This window comes from Marinospirillum minutulum DSM 6287, from assembly GCF_000422325.1.
In the GTDB taxonomy this organism is placed as follows: domain Bacteria; phylum Pseudomonadota; class Gammaproteobacteria; order Pseudomonadales; family Halomonadaceae; genus Marinospirillum; species Marinospirillum minutulum.
In genome coordinates, this window is record NZ_AULO01000012.1 from 137,459 (window position 1) to 157,818 (window position 20,360).

Here is a 20,360-nt window from a genome sequence, read left to right on the forward strand (position 1 = left end):
ATAAGAGTATAAAGGCTTTGTTATGTGTATTTTAGATACCTACAAAAAAGAACTAACAGACTTAATCGGCTGGGCTAGTCGTGAAGAATTTAATGAAACAGTCAAAGTGCTGATTCATGTGCTAGGTTTTTTTAGTTACGGTATTAGAAGAACTTCTTTAAGAAACATTACCGATGAGATACTGCACCAAGAGTCCATCAGCATTTTAAAAAAGTGGCAGGATACGGTGGTAGCAAGAGAGTTGTTACGCTTTGCTCAATCCTACCGTCATTCTGATCTTTTTATGTCGTATGGCTCACTTGTACCAGCGGGAGATACAGCACAAGCAGTCAAAAGGATCAAAGGGTACACACAGCAGACTTACTTGCTCGCTATGATCCTAAACCCTTTAACGCATAGCGATAAACATTACGAAAAAAGACAAAAACTACGCTTGTGGTTGATAGTGCACAGCGTTATTCGTGTAACACGGTATCACTATCATGGTGATACTAAACTAAGCAGCTTAGCGCGCTCGTTAGTGCTAGGACCTAGTTCCATAGCTGAATGGAGTTTTATTGACTTCTTTTTGTTGCGTGCTGAGCGACTAACCCTTCAAAGCTCTTTTGATGACTTTAATTACGCGTTAATTCAAGCAGCAGAAATTTTGCTGCATGAAAAATCTAGTACCTATGGACGTAAAGAAAAGATCTTTCTAAACAATGTCATCGCGGTTGCTAATTATGAATGCCATCCAAATGACCAGGCTGATTTAGCTAAGACTAGTCGCTTGCCTATTATTAGTTTGTCTTTGGTGAGTGAGCAGCTGGTCGAAGGCTTACAGCTTCTTGAAACGGATGATGAATATACGTCTGTTGATTTAGGGTTTAACTACTTGCCTGTTTTACCTGAATCGCTAACGGCTGAAGAACAAGTAGATGATGAAAGCACTTACGAAGAACGTGAGCCTGAACTTTTAGTTGAAGTTGATCCTAGTAAAAATGAAGCAGAGCAGCTTTTAGCTACACGAAGTGTTTTCTTGCACACAGCAGAAGAAGCTTCTTACCTGCCTTGGTCACTCGACCAAATTTTACCACCTGAACACACTCGACTCCAAAACTGGGTAAACCTAAGCCTTAAAAGCACTAATTTATCCACAGCCTTAGGAGCCGCACTTTGCTGGTTAGCTTTGCAAACAGGTCGAAGTTTGGATGGCGTTCGTCGTTTTAAGATCAATGATAATAAAGATTATGAGTGGTCGTTGAGCGAAGACTTTAGTCATCTCCATAAAAAGGTGATTCGTCGTCGCAATGCGTGGAAACCGAATGAGCAATCAATTAACCGAGTTGCAGATTTTACCCATGAATTAAGCATAAAACTTAATCAAAAACTCTCAGCTGTAGTTAGTGAAGCAGCAAGTAAACTCAGCTTTAAGGCAGAAACACTTCACGACCTTTGGCGTATTAACCTAGTGAATATCAAGCCAGAAGTCTGGCTAAACAATGCACTGCCTAATGATTTACAACGTATTACGAGCAGTAAACTTGCTTCTTATATTGGTCAACAAGTATTTGAAAATACCTCAGATCATAACTTAGCTAGAAACATCACCGCACATCCCAACAGTGGCTTACCTGCTGCTTGCGGGTATGGCACGTGGGATATTGATGCGATAGAACAAGGGCTGGAACAACCACTAGAAGTTGCTAGTTCCGTTTCACCAACAACCCATTTGCTAGGTAGCTTACTTTCACCGCTTGAAGCGTTACTGATCGACAAGATTAAACAAGCCAATGCCTTGCTAGATAAAAATGAGTTTGAGCTTGTTGAGTTTCATAACCAGATTGCTCAGTACACAACCTATGCGCTTTATGCAGCAACGGGCGCTAGGTATTTGATTGATCCATTTCAAAGCCTAGAGCACTTTAACCTAGAGCAAGGCTTTGTATTTATAAATGATAAATCCGATGGTGGCATTCATCAGGGCCGGATTGTTCCGCTGCCACAACTTGCTATTCAAATTTTGCAGCAATATTTAAAGCACCTAGTAATGCTATCAGCACAGCTAAAAATTCTGTATTCAGAGCTAGCCGATTGCATCACCGAGCTAGTAGAGGGAAACTCAAAAGTACTGCCATTATTTTTTCTGCTCGATCAAAGTTTGTATTGGCACAGCATGAATAAAAATGACTTACCTGGCGTGCCTTTATTTGAATGGGGTCTACCTAAAAACTTATTTCGTCATCGTTACAACCAACAGCTTTATAAAGAAAATGTACCCGTTGAAGTAATTGATGGGCTAATGGGTCACGCTGAAAGGGGAGCGATAACCTACGGTGATACATCCCCCCGTTGCTGGCTTAATGATGTAGCAATTTACTCACCAAGTATTGATCGTGTATTTGCTGCACTGCCTTTTAAGGTGTTTGATCTAAACAGTAAAATTGTTATTAGCCCCGCTCCTACATTTACTAACGAAGCTAATTTAGCGCTAGAAATAAGATTATTTGGGCAAGCCTTACGAAAGAAAAAACGCTCAGATACCCTACGCAAAAACATTCGACAAGCTAGGGATGATATTCGTAGTGCACTAAGAGGGCGTGCTTTAAGTGATCTTTCTGTAGATGAAGTACAAGAGTTAATTAATAAAATGCTTTTTAGGGGCGGGCAGTTAGGCCATCCATTTGCTGCTACCCGCTTAGAGATTTTACGTAAACAAATACACCGTGAAGCACCCGTTCATAAAAGTGTTATCCGTCGACGGATAGTGCAGGACTCTAATGAAAAGAACACATTAAGTGAAACGGTTGCACAAGATTACCAATGCATTAAAGCGTTAGAAAAATGGAGTGCATCATTACCGGTTGGGCGCAGTAACTACTCAAAAACTAACGCAAGTTTGGTAGGAGTAGCAGTTTTAGCGATTGAAAAACGCATTGCTTACCCAAGACTGCTGCTTGAAATTTTAGAAGGAAATAATTTTCGTGTGCTTAAAGACAAGCAACAGCTTTTTATTGAGTACAGTGAGACGCTAGAAGTTGATGATCCTTTTGCAGCAGTACAACGTCATGAAATCAATCAACAAATAGGCTCATTAATTACCTTGGGTTCAAGTCGTAAAAAGCTACCTGAAGCATCCAATATTGAGGCAGTTAAAAGCTTAAAAAGTATTTTGCAGCTTGATTATGAAACCACTTCAGCTAACGTGCTTAAAAAGCTGGCTCAAGTAATTGAGCAAGCTAATCATGTGGATATGCCAGGGATGGTTGCAGCAATGTTAGCAGGCAGGGTGTTATCGACGAGCTTGCCGATACAAGATTATCTACGTGTTAAGAATAATCAAAAACGGGTTTGGGAAGTTGCATCCGCTACTAACTCAAAAGAGTTACAAACAGACATTCAGTCTGCGCTTAAGGGGCAGGTAGAAACAAAAGACACCAAAAACCTTAAAAGTAATGCCATCAATTTTAGAAAAGCTATTTTATCTGAGTTAAACGAATACAAACCTTCACAAGCTAAAGTGACGGCAAAGCAAGTTAGTAAAATCTGCTCGGAGTTTGAAGGTAAGGTATCTAATGCACTGCTACTAGTAGGTTTTTGGATAGCACATATTGTTGAGCGTGGTAGGCGGGATAGAAAGTCTAAGCCGCTGGCAATATCAACCATAACAACTTACTGGGCTACGCTAATTACCGTGTTTGAGCGCCTAGCGTATGAGAGTAACTTGATTGCTTTAGACAGTGAAGAAATCACTGGGCTTTATCGTGACATGCTCGATTACAAAACTTTTAAGTCGAGTACCACTGGCTACTTTGCTAACCGTCTTATCGATTTTCATCGGTGGGCTAAAGACTGGGGAGTGATTGATCCTGATTGGTCAGAATTAGACTTTGAGGACGAAGGACGTTTAGTAAGGTCAGGCCTACTGTCAGAAAAAGATTATCAAGCAGCACTTACCTACATACGTTCTGCCTATAAAGATAAAGATACACGAATTTTAATGAGTTTCTTGCTGTTGCTAACCTACCGCTTTGGGTTAAGAAGCAGTGAAGCGACCGGCTTATTGGCAAGAGACTGGTGTGAGTATCAGGATCTAAAATGGGTGCTGATAAGGAACAATAAGCTGCGTAGATTAAAAACTGAAAGTAGCCAGCGAGCAATTCCTCTGTTATTTAAGCTCTCCAATTTAGAGACTAAAACACTTCAACAGGTATTTTCGCGCTATGAAACGCTAGCAGGAAAAAGTAAAAACAACCCGCTATTTTGTGAACTAGAAGAAGGGGGCATTAAAAGTCATTCGCATACCGCTAGATTTCCTAGCGCGATTATAGAAGTGCTAAGAATCATTACCGGAAGCACAAACCTGGTTCTACACCATGCAAGGCACAGCTTTCATAATCGTGTTGCAGCTGCTTTGCTTGAAATAGATACACCCCTGACTAAAGCATTAAATGAAGGGTTGGATAAAACCCAAGTTCAACAAATTGTACTTGGACGCAACCATCAGGTTTCAAGAAGAAATTCGATGGCACTAGCACGATTAATGGGGCACAGCGCACCAACCACAGGGATGCGTAATTACAACCACCTGCTAACCGAGTGGGCAGATAAGCTAACACCGGTAACCTCTAAAAGAATAGAAATTAAAGACTGCATAGATACAAAAAGCTTTACTCGCTACACACCACCAAAAGCTAAAAGAACAAAAATTAAATTCCAGCCTTTAACCTTTGAGAATACCTTCAAGGTATTAAGGCTTGTAGCAATAGGGTGGAGCTTTGAAAAAGCAGGTGGTGAGTTAGAGCTAAATCCTGAGCACATCAATCAACTAGTATCAACTTTTGAACAAGCAAATGGCAAAATGCGGTTCAATGCGCGTGGCAGCAAAACAAAAATCTTAGGCAGTGAAAACCCGAATACATTGCTTAGGTACATCACCAATGATGCGTGGCAGCGTATTCTATCCATAGCAGCAAAAACACCAAGCCAAGCTAACAACTTACCAAAGCTGCCAGCAGTGGATCAGCTGCATAATATGGTCAGCCACAACGGGCAGATTTTAATTGATAGTGAAGAAAGTGCTAATTTAGTTAAGCTGGTACTCGATTTATTTTTGATTAAACAAGACTGCTACTCAGTGAGCGCAAGAGGCAACGAACCGGCAGTTAAAAGTTTTTTAGAGGCGCAAAGCTTTAGTGTTGTACCGGTAGAAAAAGCTTCTTACAAAGCAACGCGACTTACAGTTGATCAGTATGAGATTTATGAGGGTGGTAAAAAAACAGGTCTTCGCTACGAATACGGTGTGCTGAATTTGTTCAGAAACGAAGGGGTATTACGCTGTAGCAATGACTTGGTGGTTGCGCTATTGGGGTTAGGGGTATTTGCAGAGACTAGGCAAGTATCTAGATAGGTATTAAAAAAAGCTTAGATCTTTATCATGATAAAGATTTTAGTAAAAAGTGACCTCTGTTAACCAAGAGTCACTCAGTTTCTTCAATATAACGCCTGATTAAATAGGCAGGCGTTTTTTATCCTATTCTGAACATTAGCTTGTATGGCAAGCATTAGCACAATAGTAGCAACCATCAATTCTGTTGTTAGGCCACCTAAGCTTTGCTTCAGCAACTGCTTGCTGGCATGTATTGTGTAAACCTAAATCAATTTGATTTTCAAGGCTTGGCATATGCGAGCAGCCAGTAGTTGCGTTGTGAACTTCGTGGTCACCATTAGTCTGCTGATTTTTATTAATAATAAATCTATCCATTTTACTACTCCTGAATTATTTAGACATAATTGAAGGGCTCAGCGCTCTTCATTTTCTATGAGAAAATTCTAAACCAAACCTGATTTTAAGTTCAGTGTTTTTCAATAGCAGCCAACTATAGCTAAACTAGGTGGCAAACACAACATGTGGTGTGTTTTTTTTGAATTCGTGCATGTATATAGTGTTTTTTTAGTTGGGCTGTAGTTGTAAGTAGGAGTGATTGTCGTACTTCAACAGGGTTTAAAAAATCTAAAATCTAAAAGTCACCACTCTCTGTCCCTCCCCCCCCGACATACAATAAAATGATTGGGCTTGACCAGTACCGAGTAGAGGGCTTTCTGAAGTTGTTTTTTTGAACATTAATAAAGACATAAGCATATTTTTGGGGGCAACAGTCTTAGCAAAAATGTGTATGCTATCAACTGGCCATAAAAAAACACCCTTTACAAGGAATGTTATGAAGTTTAACGAAGATTCCCGAGTCAAAATTCCCACCCTGCTACACTTGATGCGCTTGGGGTATCAGTACCTTTCGCTTAAAGAGCAAACATGGGACTTAACGACCAATATTTTTCCGGCAGTTTTTAAGTCAGCGATTACCAAGATAAACCCTAGTTTGGATACAGACGATGCCGGTCGCCTATTAGAAGATGTAAAGCTACTACTAGACAACGAAGATTTAGGCCGTGCTTTTTTTGAGCGCTTGTCTGAGCAATCTAACACCAAGCTTATCGACTTTAATAATTTTAATAACAACAGCTTTCATGTTGTCACCGAGTTAACTTGTCAAAATGGTGATGAAGAATTCCGGCCTGATATCACCCTGCTAATTAACGGTATGCCTTTAGTGTTTATTGAGGTGAAAAAGCCGAATAACCGTGATGGCATACTCGCTGAACGTGAGCGTATTAACACCCGCTTTCAAAACCCAAAGTTTAAGCACTTCGCCAACATTACTCAGTTTATGATTTTTTCTAATAACATGGAGTATGACGAAAGTGATCCAGAACCGGTGCAAGGGGCTTTTTATGCCAGCAGTTCTTACCATCAGCCAATCTTTAACTACTTTCGTGAAGAAGAAACATTCGACCTTACACGCTTATTAAAAAACCTGTCAGATGAAGATGAGTCAGCTGTACTAGAAGATAATAACCTGCATGTTATTCATGCCAGCCCAGAGTTCCAAACTAACAAAGAACCCAGTCGGCCTACCAATCGAATTTGCACTTCTTTATTAAGCAAAGACCGCCTCGCCTTTATATTACGCTACGCCTTAACCTATGTAGCAGAAAGTGGTGGCCTGCAAAAGCACATCATGCGTTACCCCCAGTTATTTGCCACTAAAGCCATTGAACGTAAGCTAAATGAAGGCGTAAAAAAAGGCATTATTTGGCACACCCAAGGCAGTGGAAAAACAGCACTTGCTTTTTATAACGTGCGGTTTTTAACTGATTACTTTCAAAAGCAACAAGTTATTCCTAAGTTTTATTTTATTGTTGACAGGTTAGATTTACTGCAACAAGTGCAACGTGAATTTACAGCACGGGGACTAACAGTACACACCATCAATTCTCGTGATGCCTTTGCTCGTGATATTAAAGCGACCCAAGTTATTCACAACCACTCTGGAAAACCAGAAATCACAGTGGTTAATATTCAAAAGTTTCAAGATGACCCTGATATCGTCTCGACTAGAGATTATGACGTTAGCATCCAACGTGTGTACTTTTTAGATGAAGTCCACCGCAGCTATAACCCTAAAGGTAGCTTTTTAGCCAACTTAAGCCAGTCCGACACCAACGCCATTAAGGTAGGTTTAACAGGTACACCCTTGCTGGGTGATGATTACAATTCACGCGTATTATTTGGCGACTATATTCACAAATATTACTACAACGCCTCAATTGCTGATGGTTATACCCTGCGCTTAATTCGTGAAGAAATTTCAACTCAATACAAGCTTCAACTACAGCAAGCGTTAGAAGAAGCAGAAATAAAGACAGGCGATTTAGATCGTAAACTGATTTATGCCCACCCAAGCTTTGTAGAACCTATGCTTAATTACCTAGTGACCGACTTTGAAAAAAGCCGTGGCGCTATGAATGATGCCAGCATTGGTGGCATGGTGATTTGTGATAGTTCGGCACAAGCCAAGACAATGTTTGAAATTTTTAATGTGGTTTATGCCAAGCAAACAGTAATAAATGAAACACCAGAAAACCCCGTTTTAACCACACAACTAGAAGCAGCGGAACCAGTGCCTGCCCCTTATTTGTCTTTAGTTAAACAGGCCAACAAAGTACAAACTGCGGCATTGATTTTGCACGATGTTGGTACTAAAGAAGAGCGTAAAAATTGGGTAGAAGACTTTAAAGCTGGTAAAATCGACCTCTTGTTTGTCTACAATATGTTATTAACAGGCTTTGATGCTAAGCGGCTAAAAAAACTCTATTTAGGCCGTGTGATACGCAAACACAATCTGCTGCAAGCCTTAACCCGAGTAAACCGTACCTACAAAAACTTTCGCTATGGGTATGTTGTCGATTTTGCTGATATTCGTAAAGAATTCGATGCTACCAACAAAGCTTATTTTGAAGAGCTGCAAGCCGAGCTTGGCGATGAAATGGAGCATTATTCACACCTATTTAAATCGTCAGAAGAAATTAAGCAGGAAGTAGAGCAAATTAAAGATGCCTTGTTCCATTTTGATACCAGCAATATGGAAGAGTTTTGTAATCAAATAAGCCAAATAGCTGATCGTGACAAGGTGTTAGCCCTAAAGAAAGCCTTGGCTGATGCTCGCAGCCTGTATAACCTCATTCGTTTGCAAGGTGACTATAGTTTCCTAGAAGCATTAGATTTTACCAAGCTTAATGTTCTCTACCGTGAAACTAGCAATCACCTAGATTTGCTTAACCTTAAGCACGATTTAGAAAGTGGTCAGGATACAACCAACTTATTAAATAGAGCACTGGAAGAAGTCATCTTCAAGTTTGTTAAAATTGGCGAAGAAGAATTGGTTCTGGCTGATAAGTTAAAGAATACTCTGCGCCAAACCCGTGAAGGACTAGCCAGCAATTTTGACCCGCAAGACCCCCAGTTCATTAGCTTAAAAGAAGAGCTAGAGCGCTTATTTAAAAAGAAAAATTTAAGTGAAGTGACACAAGAAGAAATGATTGCCAATATTGGTGCTTTAAACAAAATTCATGAGCGTGTTAAAGAGCTTAACCGCCAGAACAAACTACTGCGCCAGAAGTACAGCGGCGATACTAAATACGCCCGAATTCATAAGCGCCTGCAAGAACACCAAAACAGCCACAAAGATATTAGCGAATCGGAACGTAAAATTTATGCTGCTTTAGAAGGTGTAAAAAAAGATGCCGATGCGCAGGTGCTTAACAATAGTCAGCTGCTAGATAACGAAAGTTATTTTGAACGGCAAATGATGCCGTTAGTGATTAAACGGTTTATGCAAGAACAGCAAATTAAACTGAATGCTAGCACCTCACGTTACATTAACCATCTGGTGGTGGGTGAGTATTTAAAAGCATTTAATACCGGCAGCCAAACTTGGTAATGCCGCAAGTAATCTCAACAGAGTAGGAATAATCCGTGGTCGAAATTGAGTTTCAGCAAAAAACTAAAGAACTGATTGATAGCTTAAAAAGCATTTGTGCTAATTACGGCCTAGGCAATGACGGCAATGAATTTAAAATTATTACTCAAACTTTTTTGTACAAATTCTTGAATGATAAGTTTGCCTATGAAGCAAAGAAGATTGATCAAACTATCGCCAAAGCTGAAAACTGGGAAGAAGCCCTTGCTAGCATGAGCGAAGACGATTTCGATATGCTGCAATTGCAAATGGGGGGTAATACTGCCCGTTTAAAACCACAACACTTCATCAGCCACTTATTCAGCCAGCAGAATACAGCAGATTTTGCCAAGCTGTTTGACGATACCCTCACGGATATTGCAACCAGTAACAATGACGTTTTTGCAGTAAAAACGGATGGTGGCGCAAAAATAGTTTTGTTCGAGCGTTTAAGCCAATACATTGCTGATGAATCTAAGCGTGATGACTTTTGCCGTGCGATTATCAACAAACTGGTGGAGTTCAGCTTTGAGCGTATCTTCACCCAAAAATTCGACTTCTATGCCACCATTTTTGAATACCTAATTAAAGACTACAACAGTAATTCAGGCGGCAAATACGCTGAATACTTTACCCCTCATGCCGTTGCACGGATTATGGCGGAAATTTTAGTACCGCAAGACCAGCGTGGTAAGGTTAAAAACGTTAGCTGTTACGACCCTTCAGCAGGTTCTGGCACATTATTAATGAATGTGGCACACGCCATAGGTGAAAACCGTTGCAGTATTTACACACAAGATATCTCGCAAAAATCATCTAACCTGCTGCGTTTAAATTTAATTTTAAATAACCTAGTTCACTCTATCCCGAATGTCATTCAGGGAAATACCATTCAGTACCCCTACCATAAAGATGGTAAAGAACTAAAACACTTTGATTACATCGTTTCTAACCCGCCGTTTAAGCTGGACTTTAGCGACTTTAGGGATGATTTAGACAGCAAAGAAAATAAAGAGCGCTTCTTTGCCGGTTTACCTAACGTGCCTGCAAAAAACAAAGCGGGTATGGCGATTTATTCGTTATTTTTACAGCACATTATTGCCTCACTAAAATCTGGTGGAAAAGCTGCGGTGGTGGTACCTACGGGTTTTATTACTGCCCATGCCGGTATAGATAAAAAAATACGTGAGCATTTGGTCAATAACAAAATGCTGGCTGGGGTGGTGTCTATGCCTTCCAATATTTTTGCTACCACTGGCACTAACGTTTCTATTTTGTTTATTGATGACAGCAACGATGGCAAGGTGATACTGGTTGATGCCTCTAATTTGGGTGAGAAAGTTAAAGATGGCAAAACCCAAAAAACTGTATTGACCGCCGCAGAAGAACAGCAAATTATTAATGCTTTTAATAATAAAGAAACGGTGGAGGATTTGTCGGTAGCCGTCAGTTATGACGAAATTGCCGCTAAAAACTACAGCTTCAGCGCTGGTCAATATTTTGATGTGAAAATTGAATACACCGATATTACCCCAGCGCAGTTTACTGAAAAGATGAAAGGCTTTACAACAAACCTCGATAGCCTATTTAAGCAATCCCATCAATTAGAAGCAGATATTAAAAAGCAGTTAAAGGGGTTGGTTTTCAATGATTAAGGCTTCACTTTCTGATTTAGCAAATATAACTATGGGCACCTCTCCTGCTGGTGAGTTTTGTGGAGCTGAAATAATAGGTATGCCCCTATTGAATGGCCCAGCTGAGTTCACAGACTTTTACCCTGTGCCTGCCCAATTTACTTCCGCCCCAAAAAGATTAAGTAAACCTGATGATATTCTATTTTGTGTACGTGGCTCTACTACGGGGCGTATGAATTGGTCTGACCAAGAGTATGCCATTGGACGTGGATTGGCTGCGATATCGCATAAATCTGGTTCGGAATATAATCACTTTCTTAGATATCTGCTAGAAAACAACCTCAATTCCTTACTTAACAATACAAATGGCTCTACATTCCCGAACTTAACCAGTGATATATTGGCTGGCTTTATCTTTACAATCCCAGATTTAGGTGATCAAAAGAAAATATCAGCAGTTCTTAAAAGTGTTGATACAAAAATCGCAATTAACAATCGTATTAACAACGAGTTGGAGGCGATGGCCAAAACCTTGTACGACTACTGGTTTGTACAGTTCGATTTTCCTGGTGCTAACGGTAAGCCTTATAAAACTTCTGGCGGTAAAATGGTTTATAATCCCATTCTTAAAAGGGAAATACCAGAAGGCTGGAGTTCAGTTCCGCTATTAAAAATTACGTCAGTAAGTAATCAATTACTTAACCCAGCAGATTACCCTAATCAAGTTTTCAGGCACTTTAGCATTCCTGTTTATGACGCAACAAAAACTTTTGATCTTGAAGCTGGAATAACAATAGGTAGCAATAAATTTACAGTTAAAAAAAATGATATTTTGGTATCAAAACTAAACCCATGGTTTAACAGAGTTATCTATGCCATGGAAGAAGAAAATATTATCTGTTCAACTGAATTAGTAGTATGGAGAACTTCTAGTAATAATATTAAAAACTTTCTCTATATGGTTGCCACTTCACCACAATTTATAACGTACTGCACTCAATCAGCAACTGGTACTTCTAATAGTCATAAACGAGTAAACCCAAATATTATGATGCGCTTTGAAATTCCTTTTGATAAAAATATAGCTGTTGCACTTGGTGAAAAGCTAGAGCCAATGATTAAGAAACTAGTTATTAATCAAAGAGAAAATACTGAATTAGCTAAGCTGCGTGACTGGTTGCTGCCTATGCTAATGAATGGTCAGGTCACAGTGAAATGATCAATAATGCGTTCCGGCTGTTGCTGACCTTTAATGCTACATCGCTGTTGGTTATTATTTTTATGGTGCAGAAAGGCTATACGCTTAGCTATTTTTTGGCAGATGCGGCCAACTTAGACTGGCTTTATACCTTGCCGAACGCGGTATCTTATGTGCTATATATTTTAGTGCCATTACTCTCCACAGGGTTAAGCATTTTATTAAGCTCAAAGCTTGGGAAGGATGATTTCAAACAGGGCGAAGTCGTCAGTATAGAACATGCTAACAATAGTTTTTTGCCCAGCTATTTAGGTTACTTCTTCGTTGCACTCAGTATCGGCAACTGTGAAACCTTGGCGTTTGTCTATGCCATACTATTTGCGTTTACGTTCCTGTCACAAGCGCTGTACTTTAATCCGCTATTTTTGATCTTCGGCTACGAGTTTTACAACATCACCACAAGAAATGGCACAGCCATCTTTTTGATCAGTCGCCACAAATACAAGAAACCGGATGAAGTAGCTATTTCTAAAGCTTTTAGAATTAACAACTATACATTTATTGAACGAGGGTAATAGGCTTGGATCATGTTCTTGCTAGGGTAAAACGGCTTATCAAGAAGCCTTTCTTAAAAATAGTGTCAGATCACACGTTGTATGAGAACACAAACGTCAGCCTAGCCGCCTGTGTCCCTTATTCACCTGATCATAATCTGGATGAGGATTCATGGTTTAAGATTGAACAATTTAGTCAGCAGCCATTTTGTATTGATTTATTAAAAGGTAACTTTGATTCAAAGGACTATGACGACTTGAAAAAAAAGCAATTCTCTAATATCGCTTATATATTAGCTATTCAGGGCGACAATTTTTACTTTCAAAAAGTTACACCATCTCTTTTTATCAAGAAAAAATTTATTGATTTTGGGGAGGCAGCAGCAATTGAAGAAGGGGGCAATCGCTTGGTGATTAATGACCAGCCTGATGCCATTTATTTTAAGGAGTCGGACACACTAGTGTTTCGTAACCTAGCTACTATTTCTAGTATTTTTAAAGGTATTGATGCTTTATACCGTGAAGCTACCCAACAAGAAGCAGAAACTTTCTTGCAGTCAGAGTTTATTGACCTTAAAGATAACTATGATGCAAGCCAAGTCTCAAAACCAAATCGAAAGCGTATTGCTTTGGCGATTGACTCGTTAGCCAAAATGTCAGATCAGGATAAAGTAGGTATCCTTTCATATATTGATGAATACTGTGAGCAAAAGCTCAAGTTCGATGAGGTAGCTAAACAGTTTGAAATATCAACCGATGATGAGTTAAAACTACTACTTTACGGAATTGAACAGCGTTTCTATACCACGCTGTTTGGGCAAGAGAAAAGGCTAGCAAACTCTGTTCAGCCTATGAGTTAAGAATGAATAAATGGATAAAAAATATGGATAACTTAAGCGAAAAAGAAAAAAATGAAATTATTGACTGGACTATAGGCTTTCTCAACGATGCCTATGGGTTTGTAGGTAAAGTTGATGGAAATAAGTTAAATTGCAAGCAGCAAAACTGTAAAAAACTTATTAATCTGGTGAATAGAGATTTACCTGATGGGTTAGTCATAAATTCCAAGAATAGGGTAGTAATTAAAAAATAATGCTAGCTTAAAGTCTCGACCAACATAAGTGTTACTTAGGTCTAGCTTTTTAGCTATATTAATTATGCCACTACAATACGATTGAAAAAAACAAGCATGACTTTAGAGAAGTAGTAGTGTGCTATCAACTTAAACGTACCGTCCAACAAAGTGGAGCCAATGTAACGAATGGCTATAAATCTAGACAAGGAAAGTGGCTTTATTGCTGATTATTACTGGCTACTATCCAAACTCCAGCATATTGGCTCCTTTCTTGCTTTCAGCATGGGCATAGTGCTCACGGTAAAAGCACAAGATTCGGTCAAACAGTGGGCACTGACAGGTCTACTGGAGAAAGTGTCAGACAATGCTGTATCTATCTATATAGTTGCTGTAATTCTTTTCATTGCAGGTATTGCTTTCACAAAAATGATGGAACCTTGGCGTGTAAAAAATCTCAAATTTATACTAGATACCTACCAAGAAAAGGTCTTCGATAAGCGGGAAGGGGAATCAGAAGACGAGAACCGAGTCACGCTTTTTAAGTACAAAAAAAGATGCTGGCTCTGTTTCTTGGAGAGAAAAGGGATGCCGCTCCCTTTTCGAAAGCATGGATACTTGGTGCCATTTATGCGATCAGGCTGTCAATCACAGCTATCAAGTGCGGTTTTTCTTGTGCCCAACTCAAGCAGGCATACAGAAGGCATTGCTGGCAGAGCATATAGTACAAATCGTCAGGTTTCTATTGATAACCTGGCAAACATTAACAGTTCAACATCTGTTAGAAATTTAAAAAAATATGCAGAAGACTCATTCATGGGTGAAAACATGGTTAGAAGGTACGCCAACGAAAACAAGACTCTGCCACGCTCAATTACTGCAATCCCAATTGAAGTAAATAACAAGCGCTGGGGTGTTTTGGTTTTGGATAGCGTTCACCCAACAGGCATATCTTCAGACGCTATTTCAAACTATACTGTAACCTTGGCTTTGATTGGCCGGTTATTGGAGGGGTAATCATGAAAAATCTTTGGTTTAAGATACCTCAAGAAACAATAAACAAACCAAGCACTCTTGTCGAAGACGGTAAAATCACTTTCACCCTCTCGCCATGGGATGTACCAACTGCATTTAAGTCCTCCGTTATTGGTGAGGACTTGGTCATAGAATTCAAATACATGAGTGAAGAAAAGGTATTCACTCTCAAGGAAAAAAATGCTGTCTTAAAGGTAGGCAACAACAGTGGCAGAGTTTACAAGGCCACCATAAAAGATTTTGCTAAATCAGATGCCCAGACTGGCAGCTTCAATGCAGAACTGCTGCTTGAGTTCATCATAGAGCCTGCGCTTCAAGAGAGTAAAGTCAGCAAAAACAATCTCGACGCATTGAAAAATTTCTTCAAGTCAGAGACTTACAGGCATGACTTGCTGCCTGCATAACCTCGACACCTATTTTTAACTATTTATAGGTAGTTTTTTTCTAAAATTAAATTGCTCGACCAAAAACTGTATTACTTTGGTCGAGCTTTCTTAGTTGTATCAACCACTCAAAACCAAAACACAAGGGTGAAACCTGTCTAGCATCCATATAGCCACGCATGTGCGGGTAATCAGCAAAGCTAAACTTGGTATTTCTCCGATGAATTAAGCTTTTAAATTCAACCAGCTTACTGTTTAACCAATTTAAACCAGTATCGTATAAAACTTGATCATCCTTATCTATCCACTCGTTGATTAGCTCACTAATGGTATAAATACATTCTTCCAGTAAGCTTAGCTGTGAAAAAACTTCCTTTTCGTTTTCTTTATCCCACTTGGTTGATGAGCATAATGCATCAAGTGCTGTATAAGCCCAATCAGAGTTGGCGATAGGGTCATCCGTGTTTTGAAGATTATATAAACGTGAAAGCAAGGAGTTATCGGTTAGCACATAAGGATCTATTTCAGGGGCAACGGTGTTAAATAGGTCAATAAAAGTGTAGGCCTTATCAATCAAACGCTTGGACTCATAACTCACCTTTAAGGCTTCTTCGCGTAAGGCAAAGGTGCTTCTAAAGTCTAGCTTGTCTAACTGAGCCAAACGTAATACTTCAGGGTCTGCAATAGCAACTAGTAAAGATACTAAGCTTTCTTCTTCACAAGATTCTTCGCTCCCAGGCCAACTTATGCAAAACCCAATGGAACGCCCAACCACCCGCAGCGTTTCTAAAGCAGATTCACGCGCTTTTTTATTACTAAAAATAACACGTAATGCAGCATAGTGACCTGCTGGAATTAAGTAATCAGCTTCGCTATGGGTCGTCATAAAACGATATTTAGGATTACAGTGATTGGCAAGCAACTGAATTAAGTCATGCTTTTGGCTACGAATGGCTCTGGATATCAGTGTATTGCCATCAGGTGCCTCAATAGTTAAATCATTCGCTCGATACAGCCAGCTGTCAAAGTTATCAACTTTTCTGGCATAAGCTAGCTCAATTGCTGAGTAATAAGAGTAATCGCCTACATTAGCTAAGTCAGCATTGTCATAGTCAATGCAATTTGAAGTTAAAATATCAACACTACAGCCAGCATCAAATAACTTTTGGGCACAATTAAGGTGATTGTTGAGCAAGGCTTCAGTTAAAGCGTTACCTGTTTTTAGCAGGTTGCCCATATTGTCTTGTACTTCAAACTCATGGTTAATTTGTTGTGGTGATACAAGCTTAAGTAACCAAGTTAGGGTTTCTGTATCACCTAAAGCTGCGGCAGCTGTTAGCGGTGTGTAATCACCATAGCTGTCAATAGTTGTGGCTTCTTGAATAGCTTCAGGTAACCTATCCCAAACGTCATCCCAAACACTTATCATGGTTTCCTTCCTTTAATTAATTGTAACTAAATAAATTCATTATAAATAGAATAATATCATAAGTCAGTGTGCAAATTATTTTAATAGTAGAGGCAATACAAACGAAGAAAATCAGTTATCTGGCTTTCTTCGTTTATGCTGTAATTGGTAACCTGTCCTGTAGGTGTGCCACTATCCAAAAGCTTCACTAGGCAGCAGGCTTTCAAATGCCTTACGCAACTCGCCTAGAGTTTTGTAACGTTTAGGTAGCACAATCATCTGTGAATGAACCCATAAGCGTGTCGCTTCGTGGTTTTGATAAGTAGGACGAACACCTAAATATTTCGATAAGCCGTAGCCTAACTGGATGTTGTAGTAATTAATTAGCCAGTCAGCAATGCCAGTGGCTTTGTCTAAAGCGTGTACACGATGTAGGTAGCTGTATTCCATCATTGTTTTTTCTCCTATTAAAACTCAGATGAAGTTTGTTGTTGTATTAGGCGATCAAAAGCTGAGCCGTCTTGCCGAGTAGCATTGGGGATGTAGCGTGAATAAACGTTGAATAACATTTCTGTTGATGAGTGGCCGAGTAGTCGTGCAACCCACTCAGGGTTCTCGCCAGAGGCAAGCAATAGTGTTGCTGCTGTATGGCGTGTTTGGTAAGGGCGACGCTTAGTTAAACCTAAATAGCTAAGTAGTGGATACCAAACGCGCTTAGTCACATTATTATGCTCTAACGGTTTACCCTCTGTATTACAGAAGACGTATTTACTTACTTTTCCTGTATTTTTCTTTTGCTGTTTTAAGGCATCAAACACCGGCCCAAGCATTGGAATCTCCCGTTGCGAACCATTGGTCTTGGTATACTCAGTTTCACCGGCAATTAAAGTTTCCCTTACAAGAATTTGCTTACGTTCAAAATCAATAAACTTCCATTGCAAGCCATCTATCTCACCCGTTCGCATCCCAGTAAAAAATCGCAGAATATAATAGTTTTTATAGTCTAATCTAACCGTTTCGATTATTTTATTTACTTCAGCCAGTGAGAAAGGCTCAATATGTGCTTTCTGTAGCTTCAAGGGTTTGATGTTGCGGTAAGGGTTTTCAAAACCAAAGCGATCTGAAGCTTCAACCATGATTAGCTTTACTAACCCCATACGTGTATTCAACGTCTTAGGTGAAATAGTGCTATTCCCGCCTCTGCCGGGTATCTTTGCTTGCTCTGTACGAAAGTTAAGTAAATCTGTTTTGTTAATGGTGTGAAGCTGCTTAGCGCCAAATGCTGGGATAAGCGCACTATCGAGTAAGCTGCGTACATTGCGAATGTGTGAGTTACGCCATTCGATGTTTCGTTCAGCAAACCACTGTTCAGCAAAAGCCTTAAAAGTAGGTGTTGCATTGTTTTTTTGTGGCTCTACTTTAATAGCAGCTGGTTGGTTAGACTCCTCTTCAGTAGCAGGATTAAATTTCTTTAAATTAATACTGTTAGGAAAGTATTCTTCGTAGCTAAATGTATTTAGGAGCATTTCTGCTTCCATCTTCTCTAGTAGTGCTTCTAGCCTTTTACGATTCTGAACAGTATTCCTAAGCATTGTTTGCTCGCGGCAACGAACACCTTGGCAATAAAAATCAATAAAAAGATTATTAGATTCTTTTCTAACGCGAACTTTACCCATGGATTACACCTCCGCCTGCCATAGGAATACTCAAAGCATGTTTAGAGGCGGTTACCATATCTTTTTCAATAGACTCCCATAAAAATAGAATCTTACGACCGCCAAAAGGGCGGATATAATGCTTCCCTTCAAATAGAACGCTATCCTTTAATGAGTTGCGGATAGTTTTTGCATCATATTTGATGCGTGCAGCCAACTCTTCTGTTGTCAGGTAAGTGGTTTTCATGAGAGTATCCCCTACGCGGTATCTACACCTATCGAATGCTACTTATAAGTAGCGACTGATACTAATATAGGTCAATTTTAGATTAATGCAAGCATTATTTGATAGTTGTTAGTTGTTTTTGATACTTGTAATTATCCTTTGAGGAGGGAACATGTTGCGCTTTCACTTGAAGAGGCTTATTGCTGATAAGGAATTTGCTGATAAAAGAAGGATAACTGTGGCAGAGATTGCTGAAGCTACGGGAGTTAACCGAATGACACTTTCTAGAATTATTAATCATCCAGGTCATAATACTGGTACAGATAATCTAGATAAACTTTGCACTTACTTTGGCTGTGAGATTGAAGATTTAGTGACGCATATAAAAGAAGAAGACTAGCCCGAAGGTCGTTTCTGATTTTTTTAAAAAATTGAAATGGTAATACTGGGCACATTTTGGGCACATTTTGGGCACATGAGGTATTTTGGCAAGAAAATGCCACTTTTGGATGCACAGTTATTTGCCCAGATTTAAATTAAATGGTTGTTTATTTTTGGATAGACTCATCAGGATCTTAAAGCAGCAAAAAATAGCTTTAAGGTCATTGTTGGTAGGTAAGGAGTTTTGAAAGCCTATAAGGTTGATTCTTAAAGGCTTTTAAGAAGGTTTGCTACAAGGTGAGAAAGTTAGTGACCTTAAGGCAAGGTTTGAAAAACTGAATTTTAGGCATAAAAAAAAGGCAGAACAATAAATGTTCTGCCTTAATAAATCTTGGTAGCGGGGGCTGGATTTGAACCAACGACCTTCGGGTTATGAGCCCGACGAGCTACCATGCTGCTCCACCCCGCATCAAAGTTTGCACAGTATAGCGTGTTTTTTTAAGCTGTCAACCTAATACTAAAGAATGTTGGCTTAAGTGAACTAACAGTGTAACTTAATAGGTGCAGAAGAATGAATATAACAAAAATAAGATGTTGTTTATTTTGCGGGTTTGAGCAGGTCTAAAAATAATTATCCTGTTTTATTTAGTGTTTCAGGCGCTAAGTTTAGAAATTTGTTTCTAACCTAGTGTTAAACAGAGGGAGTTTGCTATGCAAAAACGTGTGGCCTGGGTTACAGGTGGTACGGGCGGCATTGGTGCCGAAATTTGTCGTTCTTTAGCTAAAGCTGGTTATCAGGTGGTAGCTGGTTATTCTAATGAAGAAAAAGCTAAAGCTTGGCAAGAAGAACAAAAAGCAGCAGGTTTTGATATAGCGATTAGCTATGCTGATGTGGGTGATTTTGATTCAGTTCAAAAAAGCCATGCAGAAATAACTCAGCAGTTTGGTGTGGTTTCTGTTTTAGTCAATAATGCAGGCATTACGCGTGATGCAACCATGAAGCGTATGGAAGCTAGTCAATGGCGTGATGTTATTTCCACTAACCTAGATAGCGTGTTTAATACGTCTAAAGCTTGCTTTGACGCTATGTTAACGCAAGGGTACGGGCGCATTATTAACATCTCTTCTATTAACGCTGAGAAGGGTCAGTTTGGTCAGGCTAACTACTCTGCTGCTAAAGCAGGTATTCATGGCTTTACTAAAGCTGTAGCGCAAGAAGGTGCACGTAAGGGTGTGACGGTGAATACTATTTCGCCTGGTTACGTTGCTACCGATATGATTATGAAGATTGAAGAAAAAATTCGTGAAGGCATACGTGCGCAAATTCCAGTTGGCCGTTTTGGTGAGCCAGAAGATATTGCACGCATTGTGGTTTTCTTAGCGGATGAAGCTTCAAGCTTTATTACTGGTGCGAACATTTCTGCCAATGGTGGTCAGTTCATGCACTAGGTTTTGCTTAAGTGTGAAACAAAAAAA

Annotated in this window: 16 protein-coding genes and 1 tRNA gene; 11 read left to right on the forward strand and 6 right to left on the reverse strand. The window is 39.5% G+C overall.

Annotated features, from left to right (window positions below):
• Nucleotides 1–22 precede the first annotated feature (22 nt).
• Nucleotides 23–5,389, forward strand: a complete 5,367-nt coding sequence (locus tag H571_RS0107650; RefSeq protein WP_027848783.1) for a site-specific integrase — start codon at nt 23–25, stop codon at nt 5,387–5,389.
• 135 nt (nt 5,390–5,524) lie between these two features.
• Here the strand turns inward: H571_RS0107650 and H571_RS0107655 are convergent, their stop codons facing one another.
• Entirely contained in the window at nt 5,525–5,743 is a 219-nt protein-coding gene (locus H571_RS0107655) for a hypothetical protein (protein ID WP_027848784.1), read from the reverse strand.
• Nucleotides 5,744–6,200: 457 nt separating this feature from the next.
• Here H571_RS0107655 and H571_RS0107660 point away from each other — a divergent pair, with 457 nt between their 5' ends.
• The 8 genes from H571_RS0107660 to H571_RS0107695 all read left to right on the forward strand — a co-directional run bounded on the left by H571_RS0107660 (nt 6,201) and on the right by H571_RS0107695 (nt 15,235).
• A complete protein-coding gene (locus H571_RS0107660; RefSeq protein WP_027848785.1) occupies nt 6,201–9,320 on the forward strand; it encodes a type I restriction endonuclease subunit R in 3,120 nt (1,039 codons plus the stop codon).
• Nucleotides 9,321–9,355: 35 nt separating this feature from the next.
• Nucleotides 9,356–10,993 carry an HsdM family class I SAM-dependent methyltransferase gene (locus H571_RS0107665; protein ID WP_027848786.1) on the forward strand — a complete coding sequence of 546 codons (1,638 nt, stop codon included), beginning with the start codon at nt 9,356–9,358 and terminating at the stop codon, nt 10,991–10,993.
• A complete protein-coding gene (locus tag H571_RS15925) occupies nt 10,986–12,191 on the forward strand; it encodes a restriction endonuclease subunit S (protein WP_051168229.1) in 1,206 nt (401 codons plus the stop codon). Before H571_RS0107665 ends, H571_RS15925 begins: the two co-directional genes overlap by 8 nt.
• Nucleotides 12,188–12,745, forward strand: coding sequence for a hypothetical protein (locus H571_RS0107675; RefSeq protein WP_036217897.1), 558 nt, complete (start codon nt 12,188–12,190; stop codon nt 12,743–12,745). The genes H571_RS15925 and H571_RS0107675 overlap by 4 nt, the downstream gene beginning before the upstream one ends.
• 5 nt (nt 12,746–12,750) lie before the next feature.
• Nucleotides 12,751–13,584, forward strand: a complete 834-nt coding sequence (locus tag H571_RS0107680; protein WP_027848788.1) for a hypothetical protein — start codon at nt 12,751–12,753, stop codon at nt 13,582–13,584.
• Between the two features lie 2 nt (nt 13,585–13,586).
• The gene (locus H571_RS0107685) at nt 13,587–13,817 is read left to right on the forward strand and encodes a hypothetical protein (protein ID WP_036217899.1); all 231 of its coding nucleotides are present in this window, start codon (nt 13,587–13,589) and stop codon (nt 13,815–13,817) included.
• A 168-nt stretch (nt 13,818–13,985) separates the two neighbouring features.
• Complete coding sequence (locus H571_RS0107690) at nt 13,986–14,813, forward strand: GAF domain-containing protein (protein WP_027848790.1); 828 nt, start codon at nt 13,986–13,988, stop codon at nt 14,811–14,813.
• 2 nt (nt 14,814–14,815) lie between these two features.
• Nucleotides 14,816–15,235, forward strand: a complete 420-nt coding sequence (locus tag H571_RS0107695; RefSeq protein ID WP_027848791.1) for a hypothetical protein — start codon at nt 14,816–14,818, stop codon at nt 15,233–15,235.
• 46 nt (nt 15,236–15,281) lie between these two features.
• On the opposite strand, the gene H571_RS0107700 is transcribed toward H571_RS0107695, so the two are convergent.
• The 4 genes from H571_RS0107700 to H571_RS0107715 form a co-directional block, all read right to left on the reverse strand.
• The gene (locus tag H571_RS0107700; RefSeq protein ID WP_027848792.1) at nt 15,282–16,643 is read right to left on the reverse strand and encodes an ankyrin repeat domain-containing protein; all 1,362 of its coding nucleotides are present in this window, start codon (nt 16,641–16,643) and stop codon (nt 15,282–15,284) included.
• A gap of 171 nt (nt 16,644–16,814) precedes the next feature.
• Entirely contained in the window at nt 16,815–17,075 is a 261-nt protein-coding gene (locus H571_RS0107705) for a hypothetical protein (protein ID WP_027848793.1), read from the reverse strand.
• 14 nt (nt 17,076–17,089) lie between these two features.
• Nucleotides 17,090–18,298 (reverse strand): site-specific integrase, encoded by a 1,209-nt coding sequence (locus H571_RS0107710; RefSeq protein ID WP_027848794.1) that lies wholly within the window; start codon nt 18,296–18,298, stop codon nt 17,090–17,092.
• Nucleotides 18,291–18,524 (reverse strand): hypothetical protein, encoded by a 234-nt coding sequence (locus H571_RS0107715; RefSeq protein WP_027848795.1) that lies wholly within the window; start codon nt 18,522–18,524, stop codon nt 18,291–18,293. The genes H571_RS0107710 and H571_RS0107715 overlap by 8 nt, the downstream gene beginning before the upstream one ends.
• 151 nt (nt 18,525–18,675) lie before the next feature.
• On the opposite strand from H571_RS0107715, the gene H571_RS0107720 reads away from it, so the two are divergent.
• Nucleotides 18,676–18,903: a helix-turn-helix domain-containing protein gene (locus H571_RS0107720; protein ID WP_027848796.1), complete on the forward strand. Its 228-nt coding sequence runs from the start codon at nt 18,676–18,678 to the stop codon at nt 18,901–18,903.
• Nucleotides 18,904–19,276: 373 nt separating this feature from the next.
• Here H571_RS0107720 and H571_RS0107725 read toward each other — a convergent pair.
• Nucleotides 19,277–19,353: transfer RNA gene (locus H571_RS0107725), tRNA-Met, on the reverse strand.
• Between the two features lie 242 nt (nt 19,354–19,595).
• On the opposite strand from H571_RS0107725, the gene phbB reads away from it, so the two are divergent.
• On the forward strand, nt 19,596–20,333 hold the full coding sequence (gene phbB / locus H571_RS0107730) for an acetoacetyl-CoA reductase (protein ID WP_027848797.1): 738 nt from the start codon (nt 19,596–19,598) through the stop codon (nt 20,331–20,333).
• Nucleotides 20,334–20,360: the final 27 nt, after the last annotated feature.